Annotated in this window: 24 protein-coding genes, 1 tRNA gene and 1 pseudogene; 22 read left to right on the forward strand and 4 right to left on the reverse strand. The window is 43.4% G+C overall.

Annotation, left to right across the window (positions count from 1 at the left end; genetic code table 11):
- The first annotated feature begins 75 nt into the window (after nucleotides 1-75).
- The 4 genes from C5Z26_RS10830 (at nucleotide 76) to C5Z26_RS10845 (ending at nucleotide 2,869) form a co-directional block, all read left to right on the forward strand.
- Entirely contained in the window at nucleotides 76-768 is a 693-nt protein-coding gene (locus C5Z26_RS10830) for a uracil-DNA glycosylase (RefSeq protein WP_105449959.1), read from the forward strand.
- A 26-nt stretch (nucleotides 769-794) separates the two neighbouring features.
- A complete protein-coding gene (gene pta, locus C5Z26_RS10835; protein WP_105449960.1) occupies nucleotides 795-1,775 on the forward strand; it encodes a phosphate acetyltransferase in 981 nt (326 codons plus the stop codon).
- Between the two features lie 107 nt (nucleotides 1,776-1,882).
- On the forward strand, nucleotides 1,883-2,344 hold the full coding sequence (gene tsaE / locus C5Z26_RS10840; RefSeq protein WP_105449961.1) for a tRNA (adenosine(37)-N6)-threonylcarbamoyltransferase complex ATPase subunit type 1 TsaE: 462 nt from the start codon (nucleotides 1,883-1,885) through the stop codon (nucleotides 2,342-2,344).
- Between the two features lie 9 nt (nucleotides 2,345-2,353).
- Nucleotides 2,354-2,869 (forward strand): GNAT family N-acetyltransferase, encoded by a 516-nt coding sequence (locus C5Z26_RS10845; RefSeq protein WP_105449962.1) that lies wholly within the window; start codon nucleotides 2,354-2,356, stop codon nucleotides 2,867-2,869.
- A gap of 86 nt (nucleotides 2,870-2,955) precedes the next feature.
- Here the strand turns inward: C5Z26_RS10845 and C5Z26_RS10850 are convergent, their stop codons facing one another.
- Complete coding sequence (locus C5Z26_RS10850) at nucleotides 2,956-3,492, reverse strand: 3'-5' exonuclease (RefSeq protein ID WP_105449963.1); 537 nt, start codon at nucleotides 3,490-3,492, stop codon at nucleotides 2,956-2,958.
- 65 nt (nucleotides 3,493-3,557) lie between these two features.
- Nucleotides 3,558-4,325, reverse strand: coding sequence for an exodeoxyribonuclease III (locus C5Z26_RS10855; protein WP_105449964.1), 768 nt, complete (start codon nucleotides 4,323-4,325; stop codon nucleotides 3,558-3,560).
- Nucleotides 4,326-4,403: 78 nt separating this feature from the next.
- Here C5Z26_RS10855 and C5Z26_RS10860 point away from each other — a divergent pair, with 78 nt between their 5' ends.
- From C5Z26_RS10860 to C5Z26_RS10875, 4 genes are all read left to right on the forward strand, one after another.
- Complete coding sequence (locus C5Z26_RS10860) at nucleotides 4,404-5,306, forward strand: Gfo/Idh/MocA family protein (RefSeq protein WP_105449965.1); 903 nt, start codon at nucleotides 4,404-4,406, stop codon at nucleotides 5,304-5,306.
- A 54-nt stretch (nucleotides 5,307-5,360) separates the two neighbouring features.
- Nucleotides 5,361-6,260, forward strand: coding sequence for a UDP-N-acetylmuramate dehydrogenase (gene murB / locus C5Z26_RS10865; protein ID WP_105449966.1), 900 nt, complete (start codon nucleotides 5,361-5,363; stop codon nucleotides 6,258-6,260).
- A 35-nt stretch (nucleotides 6,261-6,295) separates the two neighbouring features.
- Nucleotides 6,296-8,428, forward strand: a complete 2,133-nt coding sequence (locus C5Z26_RS10870; protein WP_105449967.1) for a cation:proton antiporter — start codon at nucleotides 6,296-6,298, stop codon at nucleotides 8,426-8,428.
- Nucleotides 8,429-8,548: 120 nt separating this feature from the next.
- Nucleotides 8,549-9,061: a MarR family winged helix-turn-helix transcriptional regulator gene (locus C5Z26_RS10875; protein ID WP_105449968.1), complete on the forward strand. Its 513-nt coding sequence runs from the start codon at nucleotides 8,549-8,551 to the stop codon at nucleotides 9,059-9,061.
- Nucleotides 9,062-9,099: 38 nt separating this feature from the next.
- Here the strand turns inward: C5Z26_RS10875 and C5Z26_RS10880 are convergent, their stop codons facing one another.
- The gene (locus C5Z26_RS10880; protein ID WP_105449969.1) at nucleotides 9,100-9,747 is read right to left on the reverse strand and encodes a DUF1361 domain-containing protein; all 648 of its coding nucleotides are present in this window, start codon (nucleotides 9,745-9,747) and stop codon (nucleotides 9,100-9,102) included.
- A gap of 185 nt (nucleotides 9,748-9,932) precedes the next feature.
- Between C5Z26_RS10880 and cdaA the strand changes: the two genes are divergently transcribed.
- The 5 genes from cdaA to C5Z26_RS10905 all read left to right on the forward strand — a co-directional run bounded on the left by cdaA (nucleotide 9,933) and on the right by C5Z26_RS10905 (nucleotide 16,267).
- On the forward strand, nucleotides 9,933-10,775 hold the full coding sequence (cdaA, locus tag C5Z26_RS10885) for a diadenylate cyclase CdaA (RefSeq protein WP_105449970.1): 843 nt from the start codon (nucleotides 9,933-9,935) through the stop codon (nucleotides 10,773-10,775).
- Nucleotides 10,772-11,743 (forward strand): CdaR family protein, encoded by a 972-nt coding sequence (locus tag C5Z26_RS10890; RefSeq protein WP_105449971.1) that lies wholly within the window; start codon nucleotides 10,772-10,774, stop codon nucleotides 11,741-11,743. The genes cdaA and C5Z26_RS10890 overlap by 4 nt, the downstream gene beginning before the upstream one ends.
- Nucleotides 11,744-11,767: 24 nt before the next feature.
- The gene (glmM, locus tag C5Z26_RS10895; protein WP_105449972.1) at nucleotides 11,768-13,123 is read left to right on the forward strand and encodes a phosphoglucosamine mutase; all 1,356 of its coding nucleotides are present in this window, start codon (nucleotides 11,768-11,770) and stop codon (nucleotides 13,121-13,123) included.
- Between the two features lie 396 nt (nucleotides 13,124-13,519).
- Nucleotides 13,520-15,337, forward strand: a complete 1,818-nt coding sequence (gene glmS / locus C5Z26_RS10900; RefSeq protein WP_105449973.1) for a glutamine--fructose-6-phosphate transaminase (isomerizing) — start codon at nucleotides 13,520-13,522, stop codon at nucleotides 15,335-15,337.
- Between the two features lie 111 nt (nucleotides 15,338-15,448).
- Nucleotides 15,449-16,267: a Cof-type HAD-IIB family hydrolase gene (locus C5Z26_RS10905; RefSeq protein WP_105449974.1), complete on the forward strand. Its 819-nt coding sequence runs from the start codon at nucleotides 15,449-15,451 to the stop codon at nucleotides 16,265-16,267.
- 51 nt (nucleotides 16,268-16,318) lie between these two features.
- On the opposite strand, the gene C5Z26_RS10910 is transcribed toward C5Z26_RS10905, so the two are convergent.
- Nucleotides 16,319-17,338 carry an aldose epimerase family protein gene (locus C5Z26_RS10910; protein ID WP_105449975.1) on the reverse strand — a complete coding sequence of 340 codons (1,020 nt, stop codon included), beginning with the start codon at nucleotides 17,336-17,338 and terminating at the stop codon, nucleotides 16,319-16,321.
- A gap of 257 nt (nucleotides 17,339-17,595) precedes the next feature.
- On the opposite strand from C5Z26_RS10910, the gene C5Z26_RS10915 reads away from it, so the two are divergent.
- The 9 genes and pseudogenes from C5Z26_RS10915 to C5Z26_RS10955 all read left to right on the forward strand — a co-directional run bounded on the left by C5Z26_RS10915 (nucleotide 17,596) and on the right by C5Z26_RS10955 (nucleotide 23,959).
- Nucleotides 17,596-18,681 carry an ABC transporter ATP-binding protein gene (locus C5Z26_RS10915; RefSeq protein ID WP_105449976.1) on the forward strand — a complete coding sequence of 362 codons (1,086 nt, stop codon included), beginning with the start codon at nucleotides 17,596-17,598 and terminating at the stop codon, nucleotides 18,679-18,681.
- Between the two features lie 404 nt (nucleotides 18,682-19,085).
- Nucleotides 19,086-19,394: a hypothetical protein gene (locus C5Z26_RS10920; RefSeq protein ID WP_105449977.1), complete on the forward strand. Its 309-nt coding sequence runs from the start codon at nucleotides 19,086-19,088 to the stop codon at nucleotides 19,392-19,394.
- A 74-nt stretch (nucleotides 19,395-19,468) separates the two neighbouring features.
- Entirely contained in the window at nucleotides 19,469-19,879 is a 411-nt protein-coding gene (locus tag C5Z26_RS10925) for a hypothetical protein (RefSeq protein ID WP_105449978.1), read from the forward strand.
- A gap of 12 nt (nucleotides 19,880-19,891) precedes the next feature.
- On the forward strand, nucleotides 19,892-20,638 hold the full coding sequence (locus tag C5Z26_RS10930; protein WP_105449979.1) for a nitroreductase family protein: 747 nt from the start codon (nucleotides 19,892-19,894) through the stop codon (nucleotides 20,636-20,638).
- 317 nt (nucleotides 20,639-20,955) lie between these two features.
- Nucleotides 20,956-21,741 carry a hypothetical protein gene (locus C5Z26_RS10935; RefSeq protein ID WP_105449980.1) on the forward strand — a complete coding sequence of 262 codons (786 nt, stop codon included), beginning with the start codon at nucleotides 20,956-20,958 and terminating at the stop codon, nucleotides 21,739-21,741.
- Nucleotides 21,742-21,837: 96 nt separating this feature from the next.
- Nucleotides 21,838-21,909, forward strand: a tRNA-Asn gene (locus tag C5Z26_RS10940).
- A 209-nt stretch (nucleotides 21,910-22,118) separates the two neighbouring features.
- A complete protein-coding gene (locus C5Z26_RS10945) occupies nucleotides 22,119-22,541 on the forward strand; it encodes a Spx/MgsR family RNA polymerase-binding regulatory protein (RefSeq protein ID WP_105449981.1) in 423 nt (140 codons plus the stop codon).
- Between the two features lie 110 nt (nucleotides 22,542-22,651).
- Nucleotides 22,652-22,753, forward strand: a pseudogene (locus tag C5Z26_RS12835) (IS200/IS605 family transposase); the annotation flags it as partial.
- Nucleotides 22,754-22,819: 66 nt separating this feature from the next.
- Entirely contained in the window at nucleotides 22,820-23,959 is a 1,140-nt protein-coding gene (locus tag C5Z26_RS10955; RefSeq protein WP_105449982.1) for an RNA-guided endonuclease TnpB family protein, read from the forward strand.
- Nucleotides 23,960-24,078: the final 119 nt, after the last annotated feature.

The following is a 24,078-nucleotide window of genomic DNA, read 5'->3' on the forward strand; positions in this document are numbered from 1 at the left end:
ATGTTTAAATCGGAATTCAGAATTATTATCATTAGCGGTTTTGAGTATGCTACAATAATGCAAGAGGTGTTAAGGATGAAAGCGTTTATTCATACTGACTGGTGGGACGTCTTAGAACCTGAATTTGAGCAGCCTTACTATCAGCAATTACACAAATTTTTAAAAGCAGAATATCGAACTAAAAATATCCATCCAGATATGTATAATATCTTTCAAGCTTTTGAATGGACGCCCTTTGCGGATACTAAAGTCGTGATTTTAGGCCAAGATCCTTATCATGGTCCTAATCAAGCACACGGGTTAAGCTTTTCAGTTTTGCCTGGCGTCCCGGTGCCACCGTCGTTAGTCAACATTTATAAAGAATTACAAACGGATGTCAGCTGTACACCGGTCAATCATGGCTATTTAGAGGCGTGGGCCAAGCAGGGCGTGCTGCTACTTAATTCCGTGTTGACCGTTCAAAATGGGGTGGCTTTTTCGCATGCCGGTAAGGGATGGGAACGGCTAACGGATGTTGCGATTCAACGATTATCCGCGCGGCCAACCCCTGTGGTCTTCATTCTCTGGGGCAAAGCTGCACGTTCAAAAATTAAGCTGATTGATACGGCGACTAATGTGGTGTTACAAGCGCCTCATCCGAGTCCGTTATCTGCTTATCGTGGCTTTTTTGGATCAAAACCATTTTCTAAAACGAATTTGGCTTTGACATCTTTTGGGGAGCAACCGATTGATTGGCAACTTCCCGCACAAGTCAGTCTTAAAAACTAATTAATTAATTTATTGGAGGTCATCGCATGGATTTATTTACAGCATTGGCACAAAAGATTACTGGTAAGCATCAAACGATTGTTTTCCCTGAAGGAACGGAACCTCGAATTGTTGGGGCCGCAGCTCGGTTAGCCGCCGATGGTTTAGTGACACCGATTGTGTTAGGGAATGCGACACAGGTTCAGGCCGTGGCAACCGATTTAAAGGCCGATTTAACCGGCGTACAAGTCTTAGATCCCGCCACCTATCCTGCCGCTGATAAGCAAGCGATGCTAACCGCATTAGTGGCCCGGCGTAAAGGCAAGAATACGCCGGAACAAGCAGCTGAAATGCTTAAAGATGAAAATTACTTTGGGACGATGTTGGTTTATTTGGGCCAAGCTGATGGCATGGTTTCTGGTGCAGTTCACCCGACTGGTGATACTGTTCGACCAGCGCTACAAATTATTAAAACCAAGCCCGGGTCACATCGAATTAGTGGGGCGTTCATTATGCAAAAAGGTGATGAACGGTATGTTTTTGCGGATTGTGCGATTAATATTGATCCGGATGCTGATACATTAGCTGAGATTGCTTTACAAAGTGCGCACACGGCCAAAGTATTTGATATTGACCCTAAGGTCGCGATGCTAAGCTTTTCAACTAAGGGTTCTGCTAAAGGTGATGCGGTCACTAAAGTGCAAGCGGCAACCGCTAAAGTCCAAGCCGCAGCACCAGACTTAGCCGTTGATGGTGAGTTACAATTTGATGCCGCCTTGGTTGAAAAGGTTGGGTTACAAAAAGCCCCAGACTCTAAAGTAGCTGGGCATGCCAATGTCTTTGTCTTCCCAGAGTTACAAGCTGGAAATATTGGCTACAAAATTGCGCAACGCTTAGGTGGTTTTGAAGCCGTGGGACCAATTTTACAGGGCTTGAACAAACCAGTGTCTGATTTGTCACGTGGTGCCAGCGAAGAAGATGTTTATAAAGTTGCAATTATTACTGCAGCACAAGGCTTAGAGGCCTAATGATTAGTTAAGCGGGAGAAACTCCGGAGCTTGTGCTTTGAAGTTGCTCGCGTTTTTTTTATAATGATAGTAAGCAATTAACAGGAATGGAGGCACTTAATAACGTAATGGAATCAGTAACAGTCACATCACCCGAACAAACGATGCAACTTGGTGCCAAACTAGGCAAAATGGTACAACCGGGTGACTTAATTTTATTAGATGGTGATTTGGGTGCCGGCAAAACGACCTTTACTAAGGGATTAGCCAAAGGGTTAGGCATTGATCGCAATGTTAAAAGTCCAACGTTTACCTTGATTCGAGAATATCGTCAGGGACGGTTGCCACTTTATCACATGGATATTTATCGACTCGAGGATGGGGGCGCCGAAGATTTGGGCCTCGATGAATACTTTGATGGTGATGGTGTTAGTGTGGTCGAATGGTCAGAATTTATTCAAGACTTATTACCAGCAGCTTATTTACGGATTGCTTTAAAGCGTTCTGGGGCGGCGGATGAGCGTCGAACGATTACGTTAATGCCACAAGGGACGCATTATCAGAAGTTGGTTGAGCAATTAGAGGGGTGAGTGACAACCATGACAGCAACAGTTGTTGATGTTCGTCCGGCAGAAGCGGCCGATGCGGCACAATTATTGGCGTTATTGATGCAATTGGCGACTGAATCGAATACGTTTACTGTGGATGATGGTTTGGGAGAATTAAGTGAAGCGGATGAACGTCAGCAGATTGAACAGATTACCCGCACGACAACGAATACCATCTTTGTGGCCGCTTTAGGCGAGCAATTAATTGGTATTGGCACAGTGCAAGCGACGGACGCACTCATTAAACAACAGGGTGAAGTGGGTGTCGCAGTTTTGAAACAATATTGGGGCGCTGGATTAGGGACTGCTTTGGTTGAAGAAGTGATGACTTGGTTTCGTGATTTTAGCACGTTAAAACAATTGACCTTAACTGTCCAAACTAGAAATCACCGGGCAGTGAAACTTTATCGGCGACTTGGGTTTAAACAAGTGTTACCAACGCCGTATGAAGTGGTTGATCCAACCGGAAAAAAGGTTTTAGCCGTAGATATGACATTGGCGCTCTAAAGACAGTTGATTTCTTTGTGGTCAGTCGCTTTTAGGCGAAAAAAAAGAGTTTGGATTAGGTTCCAAACTCAGTAGTGTCATGTGGATTAACCCTGAACACGAACGAATGGTTTCAGGCGCTCAGCCCCAAATTGATTGGCTTCACTTAATAGGATGTTCGCACAAGCTAAGCTATCATCTAGCGCATTGTGATGATGTTGTAAGTCAATATCTAAAGCACGGCACATGGTATCAAGTTTATGATTAGGCAATTCAGGAAAGAACTGTTTACTGGTCTTAACCGTATCCATTGATAGATACTGGGGTGCGCCAATGCCATAGTGAGCCAGGGTCTGACGTAGCACGCCGGTATCAAAAGGGGCATTGTGAGCAACGACTAATTGATCGCGTTGAAAGAACGGCTGAATATGGTCCCAAATTGCGGGGAACTTTGGGGCTGTGGCAACATCGGCTTCATGGATACCATGAATTTGGACATTGCGCCAAAAAAAGTCGCTTTCAGGATTGATTAAGGAATAAAATTCATCAACAATTTGGTCATTACGAACAATGGTTAACGCTAATGAGCAGGCACTATCCCGTTTCGCATTAGCGGTTTCAAAGTCCATGGCAACAAAATTCAAATGGGCCACCTGCATTTCTTGAGAGTTATGTCGTTATAGTACTGTGATTGTGGCTTAAATTCAAGTCACGGGTTCGGTGATAAACGGACGGTTAGTTCAACGGGACAGTGATCAGAACCGAAAACTTGGGTTAAAATTCGGGCGTTGATCAAGCGGTCAGCTAATTGGTTAGCCGTGATAAAGTAGTCAATTCGCCAGCCAGCATTGGTATCTCTGGCATGGAACCGATAACTCCACCACGAATATTGATCAGTTTGGTCGGGATAAAAATAGCGGAATGTGTCGGTATAGCCACTAGCAAGTAAGTTGTGAAAGGCTTGTCGTTCAGCGTCAGTAAAGCCGGCACTTTCATGATTGGTCCGCCAGTTCTTTAAATCAATGTTCTCATGAGCGACGTTTAGGTCACCGCATAGAATGATTGGTTTTAAGGCATTCAAGCGGTTGAGATAAGCTGAAAAAGCGGTGTCCCAAGTTTGACGATAAGCCAAGCGTTTTAAGCCTGTGCCAGAATTTGGTGTGTAACAAGTAATCAGATAGTAATCAGCGTATTCTAGTGTGATAACGCGGCCTTCAGTATCGTGTTCTGGATTGCCGATGCCATAGGTCACCTGTAATGGGGTGTGTTTCGTGAAAATAGCAGTACCGGAGTAGCCTTTACGGTCGGCGTAATTCCAATATTGTTCGTAATCTGGTGTGGCTAGGTCGATTTGACCGGCTTGTAACTTGGTTTCTTGTACACAGAAAAAATCAGCATCCAGTTGCTTAAAAGTGGTCATAAAGCCGTGTTTAACCGCGGCTCGCAGACCATTAACGTTCCAAGAAATGAGTTTCATCGTTTAAATCAACGCCTTTCGATTGGTTTGAATAAGTTAATTGTACCGCAGTTCGGCATTTAAAATGGAGGATTCGATATGTTAAAAATTGGCGTACTTGGGTTAGGCAACATTGCGCAAAAGGCGTACTTACCGGTGATGGCAGCGATGCAAGATCAATATGAGTTTCATCTAACGACGCGAAATGCTGAAAAACGGCAAAAATTAGCCGCTACTTATGGGTTTACCCATACGCATGCGACGGTGACTGAATTGATTGCTGCCAAGCCAGCTGCGGTCTTTGTGCACACTCCAACGGCGACCCACGCGGCGATCATTAAGCAACTACTGATGGCGGATATTAATGTGTATGTGGACAAACCAGTCGCCACCGATTTAACTGATGTTCAAGCCCTTTATGCTTTAGCGGCTACCCGCCATCTCTTGTTGACCTGTGGATTTAATCGGCGATTTGCTCCTTTTAATCAGCAGTTAAAAGCGCTACCGGACAAACGGGTTATTACGGCAGAAAAAGTGCGTGAAACTGGCGGTCAAACGGTTGAAGCGGCCGTGTTTGATTTGATGATTCACACGGTTGATACGGGGTTGTATTTGCTAGATGAGCCCTTGATTGAAACAACTGGTCGGATTGTGGCCAGTGCCACAGGTCAATTAGAACAAGGTTATTTCAGTGCGCAAACGGAACGGACCCAACTTAACGTAGTTACTAATATGTATGGGGGCGTCAACTTAGAACAGACGACTGTCCAAACCGTGACTGGCCGTGCAGCGGTGACGAATTTAAATATGTTGCAACAGTTTAAGACGGCCCAAAGTGCCACAACGTTGATGCCAGATTGGACGCCCACGTTAGAAACCCGGGGTTTTGCCCCTTTGATTCGGGCCTTTTTAACTGCGGTTGCGACCCATGGTCAAAATCCAGTTGACCCAACTTCGGTTATCACTAGTCACGCGGTATGCCGGCATTTATTAAGCCATTAAAAAGTGCTATGATTATATGATAGACTCAAATTGAAACACGAAAGGAACCTCACCATGACCCAAGATGTGTTGGCCACTTTTCCAGCCATTGAAATTAAAAAGAATGAATCGCTCAGCCACTATACGAATACTAAAACGGGTGGCCCGGCCGATTATGTGGCTTTTCCTAAGTCAATCGACGAAACTAAAACGTTGATTGATTTTGCGAATGCCCAAGCGATGCCGTTAACGGTCATCGGAAATGCCAGCAATTTGATTGTTAAGGATGGTGGCATTCGTGGCTTGACCTTAATTCTCACGCAAATGAATCAGATTCATACGAGTGAGACCACGGTGGTTGCCGAAGCCGGGGCTGCTTTGATTACAACGACTAAGGCGGCTTGTCAAGCGCACCTGACTGGTCTCGAATTTGCAGCTGGGATCCCTGGCAGTATTGGCGGTGCCGTCTTCATGAACGCCGGTGCTTACGGTGGTGAGATGAGTGAAGTTATCGCCGAAGTCACCGTAATCACGCCTGCTGGTCAGCTAAAGACGTTGACGAATGCGGCACTTAACTTTGGCTATCGACACAGTACCATTCAAGATTATGATGATATTGTAGTCAATGCGACGTTTAATTTAAAAGCCGGCAATCAAGCCCAAATCCAAGCCCGTATGGATGAATTAAATACGTTACGAGCAGCGAAACAGCCGTTAGAGTGGCCTTCTTGTGGGAGTGTTTTTAAGCGACCAACGGGTTACTTTACTGGTAAACTGATTCATGATGCGGGGCTACAAGGGACCCGGGTTGGCGGTGCTGAAGTTTCTAAAAAGCACGCTGGTTTCATCATTAATGTTGATCATGCGACGGCGACTGATTATTTGAACATGATTCATCATATTCAGGCCGTCGTATTTAAAAAGTTTGGCGTCCATCTCGAACCCGAAGTTCGGATCATTGGAGAAGACGCTTAGTTGAAGTCAATTGAACAAAGGAGGCAACCACTTAGATGCCGATCATCGAACTAGTGATTCTATTGGCATGTTTAGTGCTGCTGTCGAACGTATTGAGCCACTATCTAGTCGCAATTCCCGTCAGTTTAATTCAAGTCGGGCTGGGTCTGGGAGTGGCTTTATTATTAAATGTACAAGTCAAACTGCAAACGGACTGGTTTATGCTCGTGTTCATTGCACCGATGCTGTACAACGATGGCAGACAGTTCCCGAAGCAAGAGTTATGGAAATTACGAGGCGCAATTTTTGCGAATGCAATCGTACTCGTCTTTATCACAACGATTCTAGGGGGCTTCTTAATACATGTCCTCATTCCAACCATCCCCTTGGCCGTTAGTATCGCCTTGGCAGCGATTCTATCACCTACCGATCCGGTGGCGGTCCAATCAATTTCTGAAGGGGTCAAGTTACCAAAGGATATCTTACATTTAGTCAGTGGCGAAAGCCTAATTAATGACGCTAGCGGCCTAATTGGCTTTAAGTATGCCTTGGCGGCGGCAGTGACCGGGAGTTTTGCCATTGGTAAAGCGGTCGGTGACTTTTTCTACATTAGTCTAGTTGGCCTGGCAGTCGGTTTGGCACTAATTACGTTGATTCAAGTTATTCGCGATGTTTTGCGACGTGAAGGAATTAATGACACGGTTTTCAACGTGGTGCTACAAATTTTGACGCCCTTTGCCATTTACTTCATTGCTGAAGACTGGTTCCAAGCATCCGGGGTTGTAGCGGTAGTTGCCGCTGGTGTCTTAGCACATATTCAGAATTCCCATGAAGCTGAAGACGCGCCAGAACTACGCTTAGTAACCGAAAAAGTCTGGAATATTATTGTGTACTTATTAAATGGGATTGTGTTTCTCATTTTGGGCATTGAGCTCCCCGTCGCAACTAAAGGCACGATTGAAGGGACCCATACAAATACGTTCCATGCTATTTTTGATGTGCTGATTGTGTGGGGTATTCTGTTGCTGATTCGAGTGGCATGGACTTATGGGTACATGTTATTTAGCTGGTTACGTAATCGTGCTAAAACCAAGCCCAGTGTTCGAATTGCAACCTTGTCTGGTCTATCAGGCGTGCGGGGCGCAATTACGATGGCGGGGGTCTTCACGATTCCCACGGTTATTGCCAATGGCGATGCCTTTCCTGAACGGGCATTAGTGTTGTTTATTGCCGCCGGGGTCATCATTTTAAGTCTGGTTTCAGCCGCTGGGATTTTACCATTAATGGCAGCCAAGTCCTTGCCGTTTATGACGCGTGGTTCGAGTTTAGATGAAGATGATGGTGTGATTGTCACTGATGATAATGAGACGGATGCTCCTGATGAAGTCAAGCCGCAGCAAGTGTCTTATAAGCAGGCCCGGATTTATGTGTTACGATTAGCAGTTCAAAATATTGAAGAGCATCGGCGCGCGGAAAATCAACGAGCAGCATATGATTTGATTTTAGATCAACAATTTCAAATTCGGCGGTTAGAAGTGGCGTCACAAACGGCGGATGAACTGCAACCGATGCTCACCGATGAGATGCAACTACGCTTAGTGGCTTTAGCCGGGGAACGCCAAGCTGTTAAGGAAATGTTAGCGCATGGTGAGACATCGAAGCTAGCGGCCAGAGCGTATTTACGGCGAATTGATGAACGGGAACAACGCTTGTCACAAACGATTCATCGTCCGGGATTACCTACCTTACGGACGTTACGAATTCTCTACAATCGCGCCGTGCAAGGGTTCCGCTTGTGGATTGCCCCCGCTGATAGCGATAAATTACGCGCTGAACAATTAGAGATTCAACGGGTTGCCTCAAAAGCAGCCATTAAAACCTTATCGCAGTATTTAAAGCAAGCGAATGTTGATGAGCAGCAATTTGATCAGCAAGCCTTGTATCATTTGATTGTGAATTATCGGAACCGAATTGAAAATGCCAAGGCTGATCATAGCTTGTCACGTGCTGATTATGAACGGCAACGGCAAACATTACGTATTAAAAGCCTTGGTGCTGAACGAGCCGGTGTGCAGCACTTATTGGAGAGTGGGCAGATTAGTTTACGGACGGCATCGAAGTTGCGTCAATTTATTAATTATTCCGAAAATCTACTGATGTTAAATGATATTGAAGCGGATGATGAGTAATTATCTGGTGTATTACAAAAGGCTTAGTTATAATAAAGTTAGCCTAAGTTGCACAGTGAATCGTTAAAACTTGCAATTAAAAAGGGATTTTTAGAGTCGGACCTAGCGGGGGGACACAAGATGACGGAAACAGAAATTCATGAACAATTCGTTGAAACTTATATGCATATTTTAAAATATATCGGGGATTTTGTTTCAGTACCAACCCGACCATATAAGATTACGTTTGAAGCTTATACGGTCATGCAAATGATTGCGACGAGTGAAACGGCGTTAACGTTGGTTAAAATTGCGAACGTTCAACGGGTATCTCGGAGTGCCATTGCACGACAGATTAACGTATTATTGGCTTTAAAGTATATCGAACAAACGACCAATACGCATGATCGGCGAATTAAGTATCTTTCATTAACGCCCGCGGGTCAAAAAGTTGAACAAGCGATTAGTAAAGCGTCGACGGAACGGTTCCATGACTGGTTACAGGTCTATGGGGAACAACGTGCGACAGATACGCTACGTTATATTACCGATGCTGAACAAAAGGCAACGACACTTGGATTTAGCGGTTTCAGTGGCTTACATGATAAACGTAGTGTTCATCACGGTTACCGGGATCCAAAAGCAGTTGATTAAAAATAGCGTTGCAGACAATTTTGTCTGCAACGCTATTTTTAATTAGTCGTTGTGGTATTGGTAAAACGCCAAGCGGCATAAATGAGTGTTTGTAAGCCCCACATTAAGCCAACGAAGGCTAGCATCTTGATTGACCACATGTTAAGTAGTTGTTCAATAATGTATTGGGGCGTGATTAAGAGATAGATTGAATGGAGGCGCAAGAATCGACCAACATAGACCCCGATACTAGCAAAGAGGAAGAGGACCAAGCTAATTAAAGTTCGTGCCCCAGGTAATCGGTCCAAGTGTAACCGGCGCTGGCATTCCAAGGCAACTTGATCGACGCCCCAAGTCCCGATGATAATTGAGACGATAGTAGGGCCAGCTAAGTAGGTAAAGTCACGCCACATGGTTAAGTTAAAGCGTAATAGCCCATTAACGCCATAGGGATGCAGCAGACTTAAGTGAAATAAATCGGTCATCAGATAAGGGGCGTTGGGATAAAAGAGTAACCAAATCAGAGCCAACAGCCAAAAGAGTGGGGCAGAACGGCGGCGCGTCAGCCAAAAGCTGAGTTCAATTGGAATATAGGCTAGTGTTGTATTTAGTAATAAAAAATGAAATGAATCATGAATTGTAAATGCAATTAAGCCAATGAATAGCCAATAAGCGAGCCGGACGGTCCACCGTTGTTTACCAGTCATTTGATCACCACCCCTTCCCGATTATTTTAACAGAAATAATTGTTATTCTATATTAATTAATCGCAACTTTAATAATTATTCAATTTTCAATTGAAAATTGTAAAGCGACATTGCGAATCTACACAACGCTAGCGGTTCGCCGTGCTATAATGTGAAAGTAAATATTTTTCATAAGGAGGAGGATTATGAACTTCAATTGGAGCGATTTGTTGACGGTGCAAAATTTTGTCCGGCTCCTTGACATTCTGGTCGTCTGGTTTGTCATTTATGAATTAATTGTCCTATTACGCGGGACTAAAGCGGTTCAGTTGTTCCGGGGAATTATTGTCATTGCGGTCGTTAAGTTTGTCAGCGTGGTGATTGGCTTAGATACGGTTTCTTGGATTATGGATCAAGTCATTAACTGGGCGGTCATCGCGATGGTCATCATTTTCCAGCCGGAAATCCGGCGGGGCTTGGAGCATCTTGGTCGTGGGTCGATGTTCGTGCGCGGCAAACGTCAAAATGAAGACGAAGAACGCATGATTGCGGAGCTCGATAAGGCGATTCAATATATGGCTAAACGACGGATTGGCGCTTTAATGTCAATCAAGCTTGATACTGGCTTGGAAGACTATATCGAGACTGGCATTGCGCTTGATGCCGATATTACGGGTGAGTTATTAATTAATATTTTCATCCCCAATACACCGTTACATGATGGCGCCGTGATTATTCAAGATAACCAAATTAAAGTGGCAGCGGCGTATTTACCGCTATCTGAAAGTAATCTAATTCCTAAGGAACTGGGAACACGCCATCGTGCGGCCGTTGGAATTAGTGAAGTGACGGATGCCTTAACGATTGTTATTTCAGAAGAGACTGGGGAAGTTTCAATCACTAAGGATAATGAACTCATGCGTGGCATGACGCAAGAAAATTACCTGCGTTACTTCCGGCAGGTCTTATTGACACCGGAAGATCAAACTCGCCAAAATGCGATTCAAAATTGGTTTGGTCGTATTTTCGGAGGGGGGCCCCGTAAATGAAAAAATTTATGAATAGTTCGTGGTCCTTACGACTATTAGCGTTATTATGCGCGTTGGTCTTATTTGCCTATGTTAATTCTAATAAAAGTAGTACGACTAGCCTGACTAACAATACGTCGAAAACTACGTTAACCTCTAACCGGAAAGTCACGATTAGTGCGCCCTTAGAGTTAAATGTCAATAGTACGAAGCATTTTGTGACTGGCTATCCCGAGAATGTTAAAATTACCATTGAGGGCCCGGCAGCATTAGTCACAACGACGGCCAATACACAAAACTTCAAAGTTTATGCGGATTTAACGGGCTTAGCTGCCGGCCGGCATAGTGTGAAGGTACAAGTGGATGGTTTGAATAAAGAATTAAGCTATTCGTTAAATCAGAAGTATATTCACATTAATATTCAACCGCGACGGACGGCGTCGTACAAGATTAGTGCTGATTTTAATAGCGCCAATGTTGCAGATGGTTATGAGACGGGCACGCCACGTTTGGGAACAGCGAGCGTCAAAGTTACCGGTGCGGTTAGTGAAGTTAGCAAAGTGGCTAAAGTTGTCGCAGTGGTTAACACGGAAAAAAATCTACAAAAATCAGTCAATCAACAAGCGATGATTGAGGCTTTAGATGCTAATGGACAGACGTTGAATGTGGTCTTAACGCCATCGACAACCTCCGTCTATATTCCGATTAAACAAGCGACCACGACGAAGAAAGTTGCCGTTGACTTAAATGCCAGCGGTAAGACGGCTAGTGATACCAGTTATTCATTTTCAACAGACACTAAGTCAGTTGAAGTTACTGGGACTAAAGCGGCGTTGGCAAAAATAACTAAATTACCGGTGAACGTTGATGTCTCGGGCGTTGATGAGACGACGACAAAAACAGTCGCAGTCTCCACTAGTGATGAAGATGGCCTTTCAGCGGTTAGTCCGACGACGATTAAAGTTAAGATAACTGTTAAAAATGATTGAAAATTTGAAATGAGGTAAGTATTGATGAAATATTTTGGAACTGATGGTGTGCGTGGCATTGCTAATTCTGGTTTGACACCAGAACTTGCTTTTCGTTTAGGCCGTGCTGGTGGCTATGTGTTAACGGAACATGCTGAAGACAAAGCAGCCCAACCACGGGTTTTAGTTGCACGTGATACGCGGATTTCGGGTCAAATGTTGGAAGAATCTTTAGTTGCCGGTTTACTTTCAGCTGGGATTGAAGTTTTACGCTTAGGCGTCATTACCACACCTGGGGTCGCTTATTTAGTTCGGATTCAGGATGCAGATGCTGGTGTTATGATTTCAGCGTCACATAATCCAGTGGAAGATAATGGGATTAAGTTCTTTGGTGGCGATGGCTTTAAGTTATCGGATGCTAAAGAAGAAGAAATCGAAACATTATTGGATCAACCACAAGATGATTTACCACGGCCAGCGGCGGAAGGTCTCGGCACTGTGGCTGATTTTCCTGAAGGTAATCTTAAGTATGCCCAATTCTTGGAACAAACGATTCCGGATGACTTAAGTGGGATTCATTTGGCGGTTGATGGTGCAAATGGCTCGACTAGTAACTTGGTTTCACGGATTTTTGCGGACTTAAACGTCGATTTTGAAACAATGGCGACGTCACCAGATGGGTTAAATATCAACAAAGGCGTGGGGTCGACTCATCCCGAAGCTTTAGCTAAGTTTGTCGTTGAGAAGGGCGCTCAAGTTGGGCTGGCCTTTGATGGCGATGGCGATCGGTGTATTGCAGTTGATGAACTGGGCAATGTCATTGATGGCGACAAAATCATGTACATTTGTGGGAAATTCCTCAGCGAACGCGGTAAGCTCAAGCAAGACACGGTTGTTACCACGGTTATGAGTAACATTGGGTTATACAAGGCGTTGGAAGCAGCTGGCTTACACAGCGAACAGACTCAAGTTGGTGACCGTTATGTGGTTGAAGAAATGTTGAAAGACGGTTTTAATCTCGGTGGCGAACAATCTGGTCACGTGGTATTTTTGGACTTCAATACGACTGGTGATGGGATGTTAACCGGGATTCAATTATTACACGTCATGAAAGAAACCGGTAAGAAATTATCTGAATTAGCAGCTGAAGTCACGACTTATCCACAAAAATTAGTTAATGTGAAAGTACAAGATAAGCAAGCTGCTTTGGATAATGATCCTATTAAAGCAGTTATCGGTGAAGTTGAAACCGAAATGGCCGGTGACGGTCGGGTCTTGGTTCGACCTTCTGGGACGCAAGATTTGTTACGGGTGATGGCCGAAGCGAAGACGACTGAATTAGTCGATGCTTATGTTGACCGAATCGTGACGGTCGTCCGTGATCAAGTTGGTGTTGAGTAAGTAAGATTGCAGCGCATCATCAAAAATTCATAAAAAAATCAAAAGACAAGCTAGTTAGTTGACTGGCTTGTCTTTTTAATTGGTCTACATCCCATATTCTGGGTATACCAATATATGATTCTATTGACATTTTTGAACTGAAACGTTAAAGTAATACTGTTTCTAGGAAATATACCAATCGGAGGCAAAAAGCAACCAATTCTTAATTGGTTAAAGCGGAATAGCGCCAGGACTTTAGATAATAAAGTTGACGAGGATGACGTCTATCGAAAATCGACGGGTGACGTCAGGGACTGCACTCTATAGGTCGGGTACAAAAGCTAGTCGTGAGATTAGTGACAGATAACTTGACCAAGCAGCTAGAAACAATTCAAACAATAAAGGAAGTTAAAACTTATGTGTGGAATTGTTGGCGTTACAGGTAAAGATAGTGCAGTATCAATTTTATTGAACGGTTTAAAGAAATTGGAATATCGGGGTTATGATTCAGCCGGTATCTATGTTAATGATCAGGATGGCCAAGATTATTTGGTTAAAGAAAAGGGTCGGATTGATGACCTGCGCCAAGCAGTTGGGGCTAACGTTCATGGGTCAACTGGGATTGGTCATACACGTTGGGCCACGCATGGGGCACCAAGTGTGGCCAATGCGCATCCACAAGTTTCGGCGGATGGCCGTTTCTACTTGGTGCACAATGGTGTGATCGAAAACTTTGAAGAATTAAAAGCCGACTATTTGAGCGACGTGACTTTTAAATCACAAACTGATACCGAAGTCATTGTGCAATTAGTTGACCGTTTTGTCACGCAGGAAGGCCTATCAACCTTAGTGGCTTTCCGGAAGACTTTAGGCTTATTAGGCCATTCTTCATATGGTTTCCTGTTAATGGATAAAGAAGCCCCTGATACGTTGTATGTGGCTAAAAACAAGAGCCCATTACTGATTGGGGTTGGCGACGGGTTCAACGTGGTTTGTTCTGATAGTTTAGCCATGCTTGACCAAACGAAAGACTTTTTGGAATTACATGATGGCGAAATCGTTGTGGTTAAGCCAAACGAAATTACGATTACGGACCAAGCTGGCGAAGCCGTTCAACGGGAGACGTTCCATGTGGACATTGACGCAGCACAAGCTGACAAGGGGACTTATCCATTCTACATGTTAAAAGAAATCGATGAACAACCGAATGTCATGCGGAAGTTATCTCAAGTCTACTTAAATGATGCGGGGATGCCCGTTATTAATGCCGACTTATTGGCTGAAATTAAAGCTGCTGATCGGTTATATATCGTGGCGGCCGGTACGAGTTATCATGCCGGGTTAGTTGGGGCTAGCTTGTTTGAATCCTTAGCTGGTGTTCCAACCGAAGTGCATGTCTCATCTGAGTTTGCTTACAACCAGCCATTGCTATCGAAGAAACCATTCTTCATTTTCTTAACGCAATCTGGGGAAACCGCTGATAGTCGCGAAGTTTTGTTGAATGTGAATGAACAAAACTTCCCAAGCTTAACGATTACCAATGTGCCTAATTCAACATTGTCACGGGAAGCGAGCTACACGTTGCTCTTGCATGCTGGTCCTGAAATTGCGGTAGCCTCAACTAAAGCTTATACCGCTCAGATTGCCTTACAAGCGATTTTAGCCAAGGCGTTAGGTGAAGCCAACCAAACTACTGCGGCTACCGATTTTAATGTTAAACAACAATTAGCTTTGGTTGCTAATGGGATGCAAGCACTAGTTGATGAAAAAGCCACCTTTGATAAGTTGGCACAATCAGCCTTATTACACACGCCGAATGCGTTCTATATTGGTCGGGGCTTAGACTATGCGGTTTCATTGGAAACGGCCTTGAAGTTGAAGGAAATTTCTTATGTACAAGCAGAAGGCTTTGCTTCCGGTGAATTAAAACATGGTACAATTGCGTTAATTGAAAAAGATACGCCAGTGATTGGTATTATCACGCAACAAAAGACGGCGGGCTTAACCCGTTCTAATTTACAAGAAGTCGCGGCACGTGGAGCCAAAACGATTACGATTGTGAGTGACACGCTAGCTAAAAACGATGATACGATTGTATTACCAGCAGTTGATGAACGGTTGAGCGCTTTACTTAGTGTTGTACCTGGGCAATTATTAGCTTACTATACCAGCTTGAACAAGGGCTTGGATGTTGATAAACCTCGGAACTTAGCTAAGAGTGTGACCGTAGAATAACTTAAGTCATTAGTGGGCAATGACTGCAAAGAAGCAACTTCGCATGACTAGCGGAGTTGCTTCTTTTGGCGCATAATATAAGTTAATCGTGAAGTTAAGGGAGTGGCTCTTGTGGCAATCAAACTAATTGCAACAGATTTAAATGGCACATTATTACGTGGTGATCAGTCGTATCATCAGGAACGGTTACAACGGGTTTTAAACGCATTACGGGCCCGAGGGATTCGGTTAGCCCTGACTTCTGGCAATCAATATGCCCATTTAAAGGCGCTCTTTGCACCCATCGAAGCTGATAATTTAGTGATGGTGGCGGAAAATGGCGCTTCAATCTATCAACAAGCGGCACAATTATTTGATGGGAGCTTATCAGCAGCGACGGTTAATCAGTTTATTACGGTTGATCGAAAACAAGCGTTGTTTAACAAGACCTATTTAATTTTGGTGGGTGCCCAGGGGTCGTATACCGAGCTTGGTGCGCCCCAAGCACTCTTAAAAGCGGCGCAGCAATTTTATGATAACTTACAAGAAGTGCCCAGCTTGGCGACGGTGACGGATAAAATTAAAAAAATCAGCGTATCAACAACACCAGCTGCAGCGAGCGCATTGGTAGCTGCGTTGAATAAGACGTTTGCCGGGCGCTTAGTGGCGCACGACAGTGGGTATGGCGTGATTGACTTAGTTGCTAGTAACGTCGGTAAGTTACCTGCCGTTCAATGGTTAGCCCAGCGGTTTGGGTTAGCGGCTAATGAAATTATGGCGTTTGGCGATGGCGATAATGACGTGCCATTGTTACAATATGCCGGTCTAGGAATAGCGATGCGCAATGCACCAGCTAAAATCCAAGCAGTTGCCAATCAAATTACTGCGCTTGATAATGAACATGATGGGGTTTTGGATAGTATTGAAAGCTTGGTTTTGAACAAAGCTTAGGCCTAAATTAATAAGCATCGGTGGCTAAGAATAGTCGCCGATGCTTATTAATTAGACATCATAAATATTTGAAAACTGATAAGCGGTTTGATAGGTCACTGGGACATTAGGCTCGATAATAATGTTGCCGAATTCTTTATGATGAATGGCATCGGGGAGCATTTGAGCTTGTAATGAGAGTCCTAATTGTGAGCGCATGGGCTTACCACCGTTGAGCCGATAACGGTCATCGCGATAGTTAGTCGCACTCGAAACAACGATAGCTTTGGCATTGGTTTTGAGGGTGACTTTGCGGCCACTAATCCGATCAAGCAGTTCGACTTGTGGATGAGGCGTGGTATTCAACACGAATCCATGGTGTAAGCCGCCGTTAATTTTTTTGATTTGCGGGCCAATTTCAGTCCGTTTGCGAAAATCAAACGGCGTGTTCGTAACCCATGGCAATTTACCAGTTGGCAAGCCGTGTTTATTGAGGGCTGAATATTCATCAGCGTTGATTTTGAGGACTTGGTGATCGATTAAGCGGTCAGCATTCCCGCTGAGATTGAAATAAGTATGGTTAGTTGGGTTGAAGAGGGTGGCTTTATCACTCTTACCCGTATAACTAATCGTGAATTTGCCATTGTTGTCTAAAATGAAATTGGCGGTAATTGTCATCGTCCCGGGATAGCCATTTTCACCATCAAGTGTAATGTATTGCATGACTAGGCCCACTTGATCTGCCGTTTGTAGCTTCCGTTCGAGAAACCAAGGCTCAAATGCAATCTGTGGCATGTTACCGCCGTTTAAATGGTGTTCACCAAAGTTTTGGGTGAGTTCATGGTGACGCCAAGTGGCATTTTTGATGACGCCAGCGACGCGAGCTACGGTGGCGCCAAAAAAAGATTGATAGTTAATGTAATCTTCGCCAGCATCAAAACCTAAAATGACGTTGGCGAACTGGCCAGCCTTATCATGTGTTTTGATTGCGGTAATGGTGGCGCCCCAGTCCATAATGGTCACGCTCATATGATGATTGTTCACTAATGTATAATAATTAATCCCGTTTGCTTGATGCTCAATTATTTTCATCGTCTCATTCACTCCAATGCATGCCTGACAAAATATCCGGTTACCCTTAGTATATTTCATTTTCAAACATAATGCGAACGTTTGCATGGCTCAAACAGGCGGTTATGTCTGATATTGTGCCTGAAATCACAAGCCATTAATTTTAGATTAAGCTCGTGGGGTCTAGCTTGACGGTAACCGACTTCTCTAGTACCATATAGCAGTTAGTAATACTGTGTTATTAGGATATAAATCGTAGAATATTAGGAAGTATTAAAATGACAACTGATTATAAAATTAAAGTTCAAAATGTGACCAAAGAGTTTGATTTGTTTAAGACTCGTTCGGATCAATTAAAAGCTTTTTTCTCTATTTCTAACCAGCCAATTCCAGAATTTTGGGCCTTAAAAGGCATTTCCTTGGAAGTTAATCCTGGTGAAACGTTAGGCTTAATTGGGGTCAATGGTTCTGGTAAGTCGACGTTATCGAATATCATTTCGGGCGTAATTCCCCAAACAACGGGGGTCGTGGATGTTCGCGGCGATACGTCGATTGTTGCGATTAATTCTGGCCTGCGTGGTGAGTTGACTGGGTTAGAAAACATCCGGTTGAAAGCCTTGATGATGGGAATGACCAATCATCAGATTGATACTATGTTGGATGATATTGTGGCTTTTGCGGATATTGGCGATTTTTTGTATCAACCCGTTAAGAGTTATTCGTCTGGGATGAAATCACGGCTTGGATTTTCAATTGCGGTGCACATTAATCCAGATATTCTGATTATTGATGAAGCGCTATCGGTTGGTGATGATACGTTTTATCAAAAGTGTGTGGAAAAAATTAAGGAATTTAAGGGTGAGGGTAAGACTATTATCTTCGTCAGTCATTCCTTGAAACAGATCGAAATGATTTGTGATCGGGTGGCCTGGATTCAATATGGAGACTTAAAGCAAATCGGTCCGACCGAAACAGTCGTTAAGGAATACCGAGAATTCATCAAATGGTTCAAAGCGTTATCGAAAAAAGATAAGCACAAGTATCAAAATGATGCCAAAGAATTGCAAAAACAATTTGACATTGACGCTTATCAGGCACAGGTTGTGGCCGAACGGCAAAAGGCAGAACCTGACAATCCCCATGTTGCTCGAAATGTGCAAAAGGACTTTTATGGTGGTGTGATTTCTGAAACGATGCCATGGCGAACTCGGATTTTCACTAGTGTACTGGCGATTGCGGTCGTCTTCTTAATGCTGGTTAACATTTCTGGGCATTCACTGACGAGTGTGGTCACCCATCCGTCGACGATTCTACACCCCTCAACGACCTTGACTGGGGCGGGCGTCACAAAATCAACAAAATAATTTAATTAAAATAAAAATCGTAATTATCAGAAATGATGATTACGATTTTTTGGTATCGGCGAATTAGTATTTAAGCCTTATTCGGTGAACTAATTAACTTAAAAAGATGATTTAATCAAGGCTATCGTCCTTAGTAGCTATATTTTGCTGGCTTAATTTTTGTTAATTTACGTCAACGTTGACAATTAAATAATTTATTTTCAATAATCGTTGACAACGCTTACAATATCGACTATTCTTAATTCGTAAGGTATTTAGTTACCTTCTAATCAATTCTCTTTCTCTCTTATGCCGACCACTATCTCTGGATAGTGGTTTTTTGTGTTGGCCTTGAAAAGCCTAAATGGTCATTTTGACATGGTTGGCTGCGCCCGCTATACTAACAATGAAGTGAGGGATTGGATTTGAAAAATCATGAAACGTTAGATTTAATTGAAGAAATTACCCGCAATGACGGGACAACCTATATGGAAATCGGCAACATGGTGATGAATGGGCGGGCTGAATTAGCGGCTGAACGTCGCTTTATTAAACAAGTCCGTATTTTACAGTTGAATATTCCCCATTCAGTCCATGTTGAAAATTATCAAGCCTATATTAATGAAACTTTTGAAATTCCAGATGAATCAATGGACCATTGGGAAGAGTGGGTTAAGACGCCGGCGATGCAGACGGAAGTTGACCTGATTTTAAAAGAAAATCATATTGGGTAACTTGAAAGCTAAGTCGTGCGGACGACGATTATCAGTGGTATCTTAGACCAGGTTCTAATCGGAGGATGGTCTAATTGAGAAAAGCGTTATTGCAATTTGTTCAAGCTCGTTTTCAAACGCGGTTTCGGTTTCGTAACGAATTCGAAAGTGGGTTAACCTTAAAGATTTTACAACGACTCATTAATGAACATCCAGAAAGTCTATTGTTAACGCGGCATGATGTTGAATGCATGCTAGGGCAATCGTTAGATACGCCCGCTTTACAACGTGAATATTTCCCCCAGCGGTCAATCACCCTCTTAGAGACGGTTTTAGATGAGCTGAACACCCTAAGTATAATTGTGCAACAACCGCTTGGACGAACGCGTTATCCGCTATTTCGGAGTATTCAGATTGATCAAGTTTGTGAACGCATCGTGTTTAACTTAAATGTGGATGATTTACCGCAGTTAACACAATGGTCGACGGAATTGGTTCAGGGATAAAGGAGCATTTCTTTGGAAAATACGGTTATTGAGACATTAAATGCGCATCGAACGCACCGGAATTTTACGACAGCATCGGTGAGTGATGCGATCTTAACGCAAATTATTACAACGGCCCAGCAAGCACCAACTAGCCAATACTTACAAGCTTATAGTTTAATTGAAGTGACGGACCCGGCAATTCGGGCCAAGCTGGCAACGATTACGACTAAACCAATGGTTGCCAATCAGGGGCGTTTACTGGTCGTCTTAGCGGACCAAAACCGGAATGTCCAACTAGCCGCGACCCCCAATGCCAAACGTGCCTTGACGGAATTAGACCGGTTTCTGGGCAGTGTGGAAGATGCCACGCTGATGACCGAAGCGATGGTCATGGTTACAGAAAGTTTAGGTCTGGGGAGTGTCGTTTTGGGATCGATTAATAATGATACCCAAGCAGTCATTGAGCTGTTGCACTTACCAGCTTTAACGTTACCTGTGTTCGGGTTTCAATTAGGGTATCCGGCAACAATGTCAGCTAAAAAGCCGCGACTGGGACTAGAAGCAGTCTTGTTTAAGGATCATTACGAGGAACCGGCAGCGTATCAAGCAACGTTAACGGCTTTTGATGAGACGTTACATGCTTATTATCAGCACCGGGGCACTAATACGCGGGACGAACATTTAAGTCAGATGACGCAAGCAGCTTTAGGTTCAGCGGCCAAGCGACGTGATTTCTTTAAAATTGCGCGGCGCCAGGGCTTTTTACCAGAAAGTTAAGTTATCTTAAGCGACAAACTGTGACTAACTTGCCATTGGTCACAGTTTTTTTGTACAAATATAAGTGACTTAATTAATACAGCTGGATCCACGGGTGACGTGGTTGTGGCAGTAGCGGATGGGCTGTTGCCTAGACCAATTAACCAAGTGGGTACAAGGTGCGCCATCGTTAACTAACTGCGATTGTGAACAAGAGACACTTAGTAATCAAGTTGAACTAAGCTTTCATATCATTTGAAAAATAGACCAATCCGAATATAATAGAAATCCAACTCAGACACTCATCGGCAGACAACTGAAGTTGGAGGTCAAATTAAATGCAAAAAATTCGGCATTTTTTAAAAGGATCAGTCGCAGAATTGCGCTGGTTGAATCGGCAGGGCCAACATGGCTGGCAATTGACGCAAGTTAGTGGTTGGCGGTATCACTTTAGCAAACAGCCGATTGTGGCACCGATACTAACAGAATACGTGACCACACCAACGTTAACTGAATTGGTTGCGGCTGCTCAGCCAGTGGCAACGTATCAGTTCGATCAACTGGGGTTGGCGGTCGTTTACTTTAAAGCTGGGCCCCAGCAACGGACGATTATGACGGATGCGCCGGAACGCTTGATCGTGATGCGCAAAGCACGTGAACAGGCTTTAAATCGCTTGAATGCGTGGGCCGTTGGAATTTGGTTATTGATGTGTTTCGCCGTTATTTTGGCGGGTCAGACGCAGTTAACTGCGGCATTAGTCCAGCGGATTTTAAGTGGCGTTGCGGTCGGGACCGTGGTGATGTTGGTGGGGATTGTGACCGGCAGTCTCACAGCGGGACGTTATCATCGCCAAGTCCGGCGATTGATCCAATTAACTGGGGATGACCAGGGCACTTGGAAGCCGACCTTTCACGTCTTGTTTCACCATCAAGCTCAGATGCCAGCGGTTGATCAGCTGGCGGAACTAGGGACTTGGCAATTAGCCATGCAAAATAAGGCTGGTGATTATTACTTTGATTTGCAGACTAATTTAAGTGAACTGGAAATTAAAAATTCGTTGCTTAAAATGATAAAAAACCAAGACTTTACTGTGATGTCTTGGTTGGGACTATATCCAATTTGAATTTTTAATTATCTGATTAATGTGAAAAAAAGTAATAAAATGAGAAAAAGACTTGCACTGTTCTCATAAAATGTGGTATAAATATGACATAGCAATTGCCCAGTAGTTCAGCGGTAGAATAATTGACTGTTAATCAAGAGGTCGCTGGTTCGATCCCAGCCTGGGCAGTTAGTAATGTTTATATTTTTGAGCGGTACCTCCTGATGAGGTGCCGTTTTTGGTGCACTATTAGGCATCAAGGTTACGACGCAATTTAGTCATAAATAAATCATAAAAAAACATCTGACAAATCTTGACTATTATTGACTAACAACGTATACTTACTATATAAAAGTAAGTAATGAAATTGCTTACTGTAAACTTAGGAGGAATTCATCGTGACAGTAAATTTATATTATTCAACATCTAGTAAGTCAAGCCGTAGTGCCCGCGCATGGTTGGTTGCTAATAGCATTGCCTTCAATGAACGTGACATTATCGCAAACCCGCTGGATCGCGATGAATTGAAACAAATCCTCCGGCTAACTGAAAATGGCTTCGAGGACATTGTTTCAACGCGGTCAAAAGCTTTTAAGGCTTTGCATATTGATTTATCAGAGCTAGGGTTTAATCAGTTATTGGACCTATTGGTTGAAAAGCCACAACTATTGAAACGACCAATTATCTATGATGGTCGGCGGTTGCAAATTGGGTATAACGAAGAAGATATTCGGGCATTTCTACCACGTTCAGTGCGTAAGTCTGAATTACGAGAAATTCAACAAAAACTATATGATGATGATCAACAAGCAGTTGGTTAAGCAAATTCAGGTCTAGGACGTCAGTCTTAGATCTTTTTTGAAATTAGGCGAGGAAACACGTTCTTTCAAGGACATGATGAATCGCTTTTTGGTTTGTAAGTAGCGTCTATTTAGTAGAAATTGTTTCAAAATACGGATTTAGTATTGAACGGATGGAAATTGGTCACGACGATTGTAGCCACTTATTAGTTAATGTACCGCAAAAGTTATCGGCACCACTAACCAGCAAGTAATTGTTAAATATATCAACGGCCGACGAATAAGAGAGGTATCTTTAGATGACACTGCGGGCAATTAAAACAAGAATATACCCTCAAATTAATCAACAAGAAAAAATCATTAACAACTTTGGTTGCTGTCGTTTTGTTTGGAACCAACTATTGAGCATGCAGATTGAGCGCCATAATAACGGTGGCGCCTACGTCAACGAATTTGGCATGAATGATCTGATTAAGTGTCTCAAACAGGAATACCCATTCCTCAAGCAAGCGGAATCAACCAGTCTTTTACATGTTAGTCGTGATTTACATCATGCTTTTCAGAAATTATTTAAGGAACACGTTGGTTTTCCGAAGTTCAAATCACGTAAGTTTCCCAAACAGAGTTATCAGTCTAATTCAGTCAATCATAATATTAGTCAAACAAGCCAACACCTGATCAGATTACCCAAACTAGGAAATATTGCCTTTAAATCTGGCCGACAACTCACCGGTAAGATTAAGAATGTCACAATCCGGCTATCCGCTACCGGCAAATATTACGCCATTGTGTTAGTCGATAATGACGTCCAAAAACTGCCTAAAACTAAGCAATCGGTTGGGATTGATATGGGCGTAGCGGATCTAATGATTACCAGTGATGGGGTCAAATATCCCACCATTCGTTTTGATAAAGCCTTATCGCAAAAGAAACATTACTGGGAAAAACGGCTAGCCCGACGTCGGTTACAAGCCATGCAAGAAATTGCGTGGGATAAACACAATCAAGTAGTAGAGCCGCGTGAATTGAACGACTTCAGTAATTATCGCAAGGCGCGTCTCATGGTTGCCAAATATAACGAAAAAATCGCTAATCAGCGAAATAACTATTTGCATCAACTCACCAAGAAACTGGTAACGTTGTACGATGTGATTAAAATTGAAGATTTGAAAACCAAAAATCTTCTCAGCAATCATCGGTTAGCTCGAGCAATTGCCAATCAAGCCTGGCGGGAACTGCGCACTCAGCTTGAATATAAATGTGCTTGGTATGGTAAGCAGCTGGTCACTGTGAACCCTAGAAAAACTAGCCAAATCTGTGCTGACTGTGGTTATGATGATGGCAAGCATGGGCTCGCTATTCGGCAATGGACATGTCCAAAATGTGGCGTTAACCACGATCGGGACATTAACGCCGCCAAAAACATATTGAATGCTTAAAGAAAAGACTAGCTAGGCTCGGAACGAGCCGTGATAAATAGCTGTAACCGCTGGGCATAGTGCTAGTCACTATTGTGTAAGTTGGCAGTGTTCTCAGAAGCTCGGTTATTTATGACCGA

This window comes from Lactobacillus sp. CBA3606, assembly GCF_002970935.1.
GTDB lineage: Bacteria > Bacillota > Bacilli > Lactobacillales > Lactobacillaceae > Lactiplantibacillus.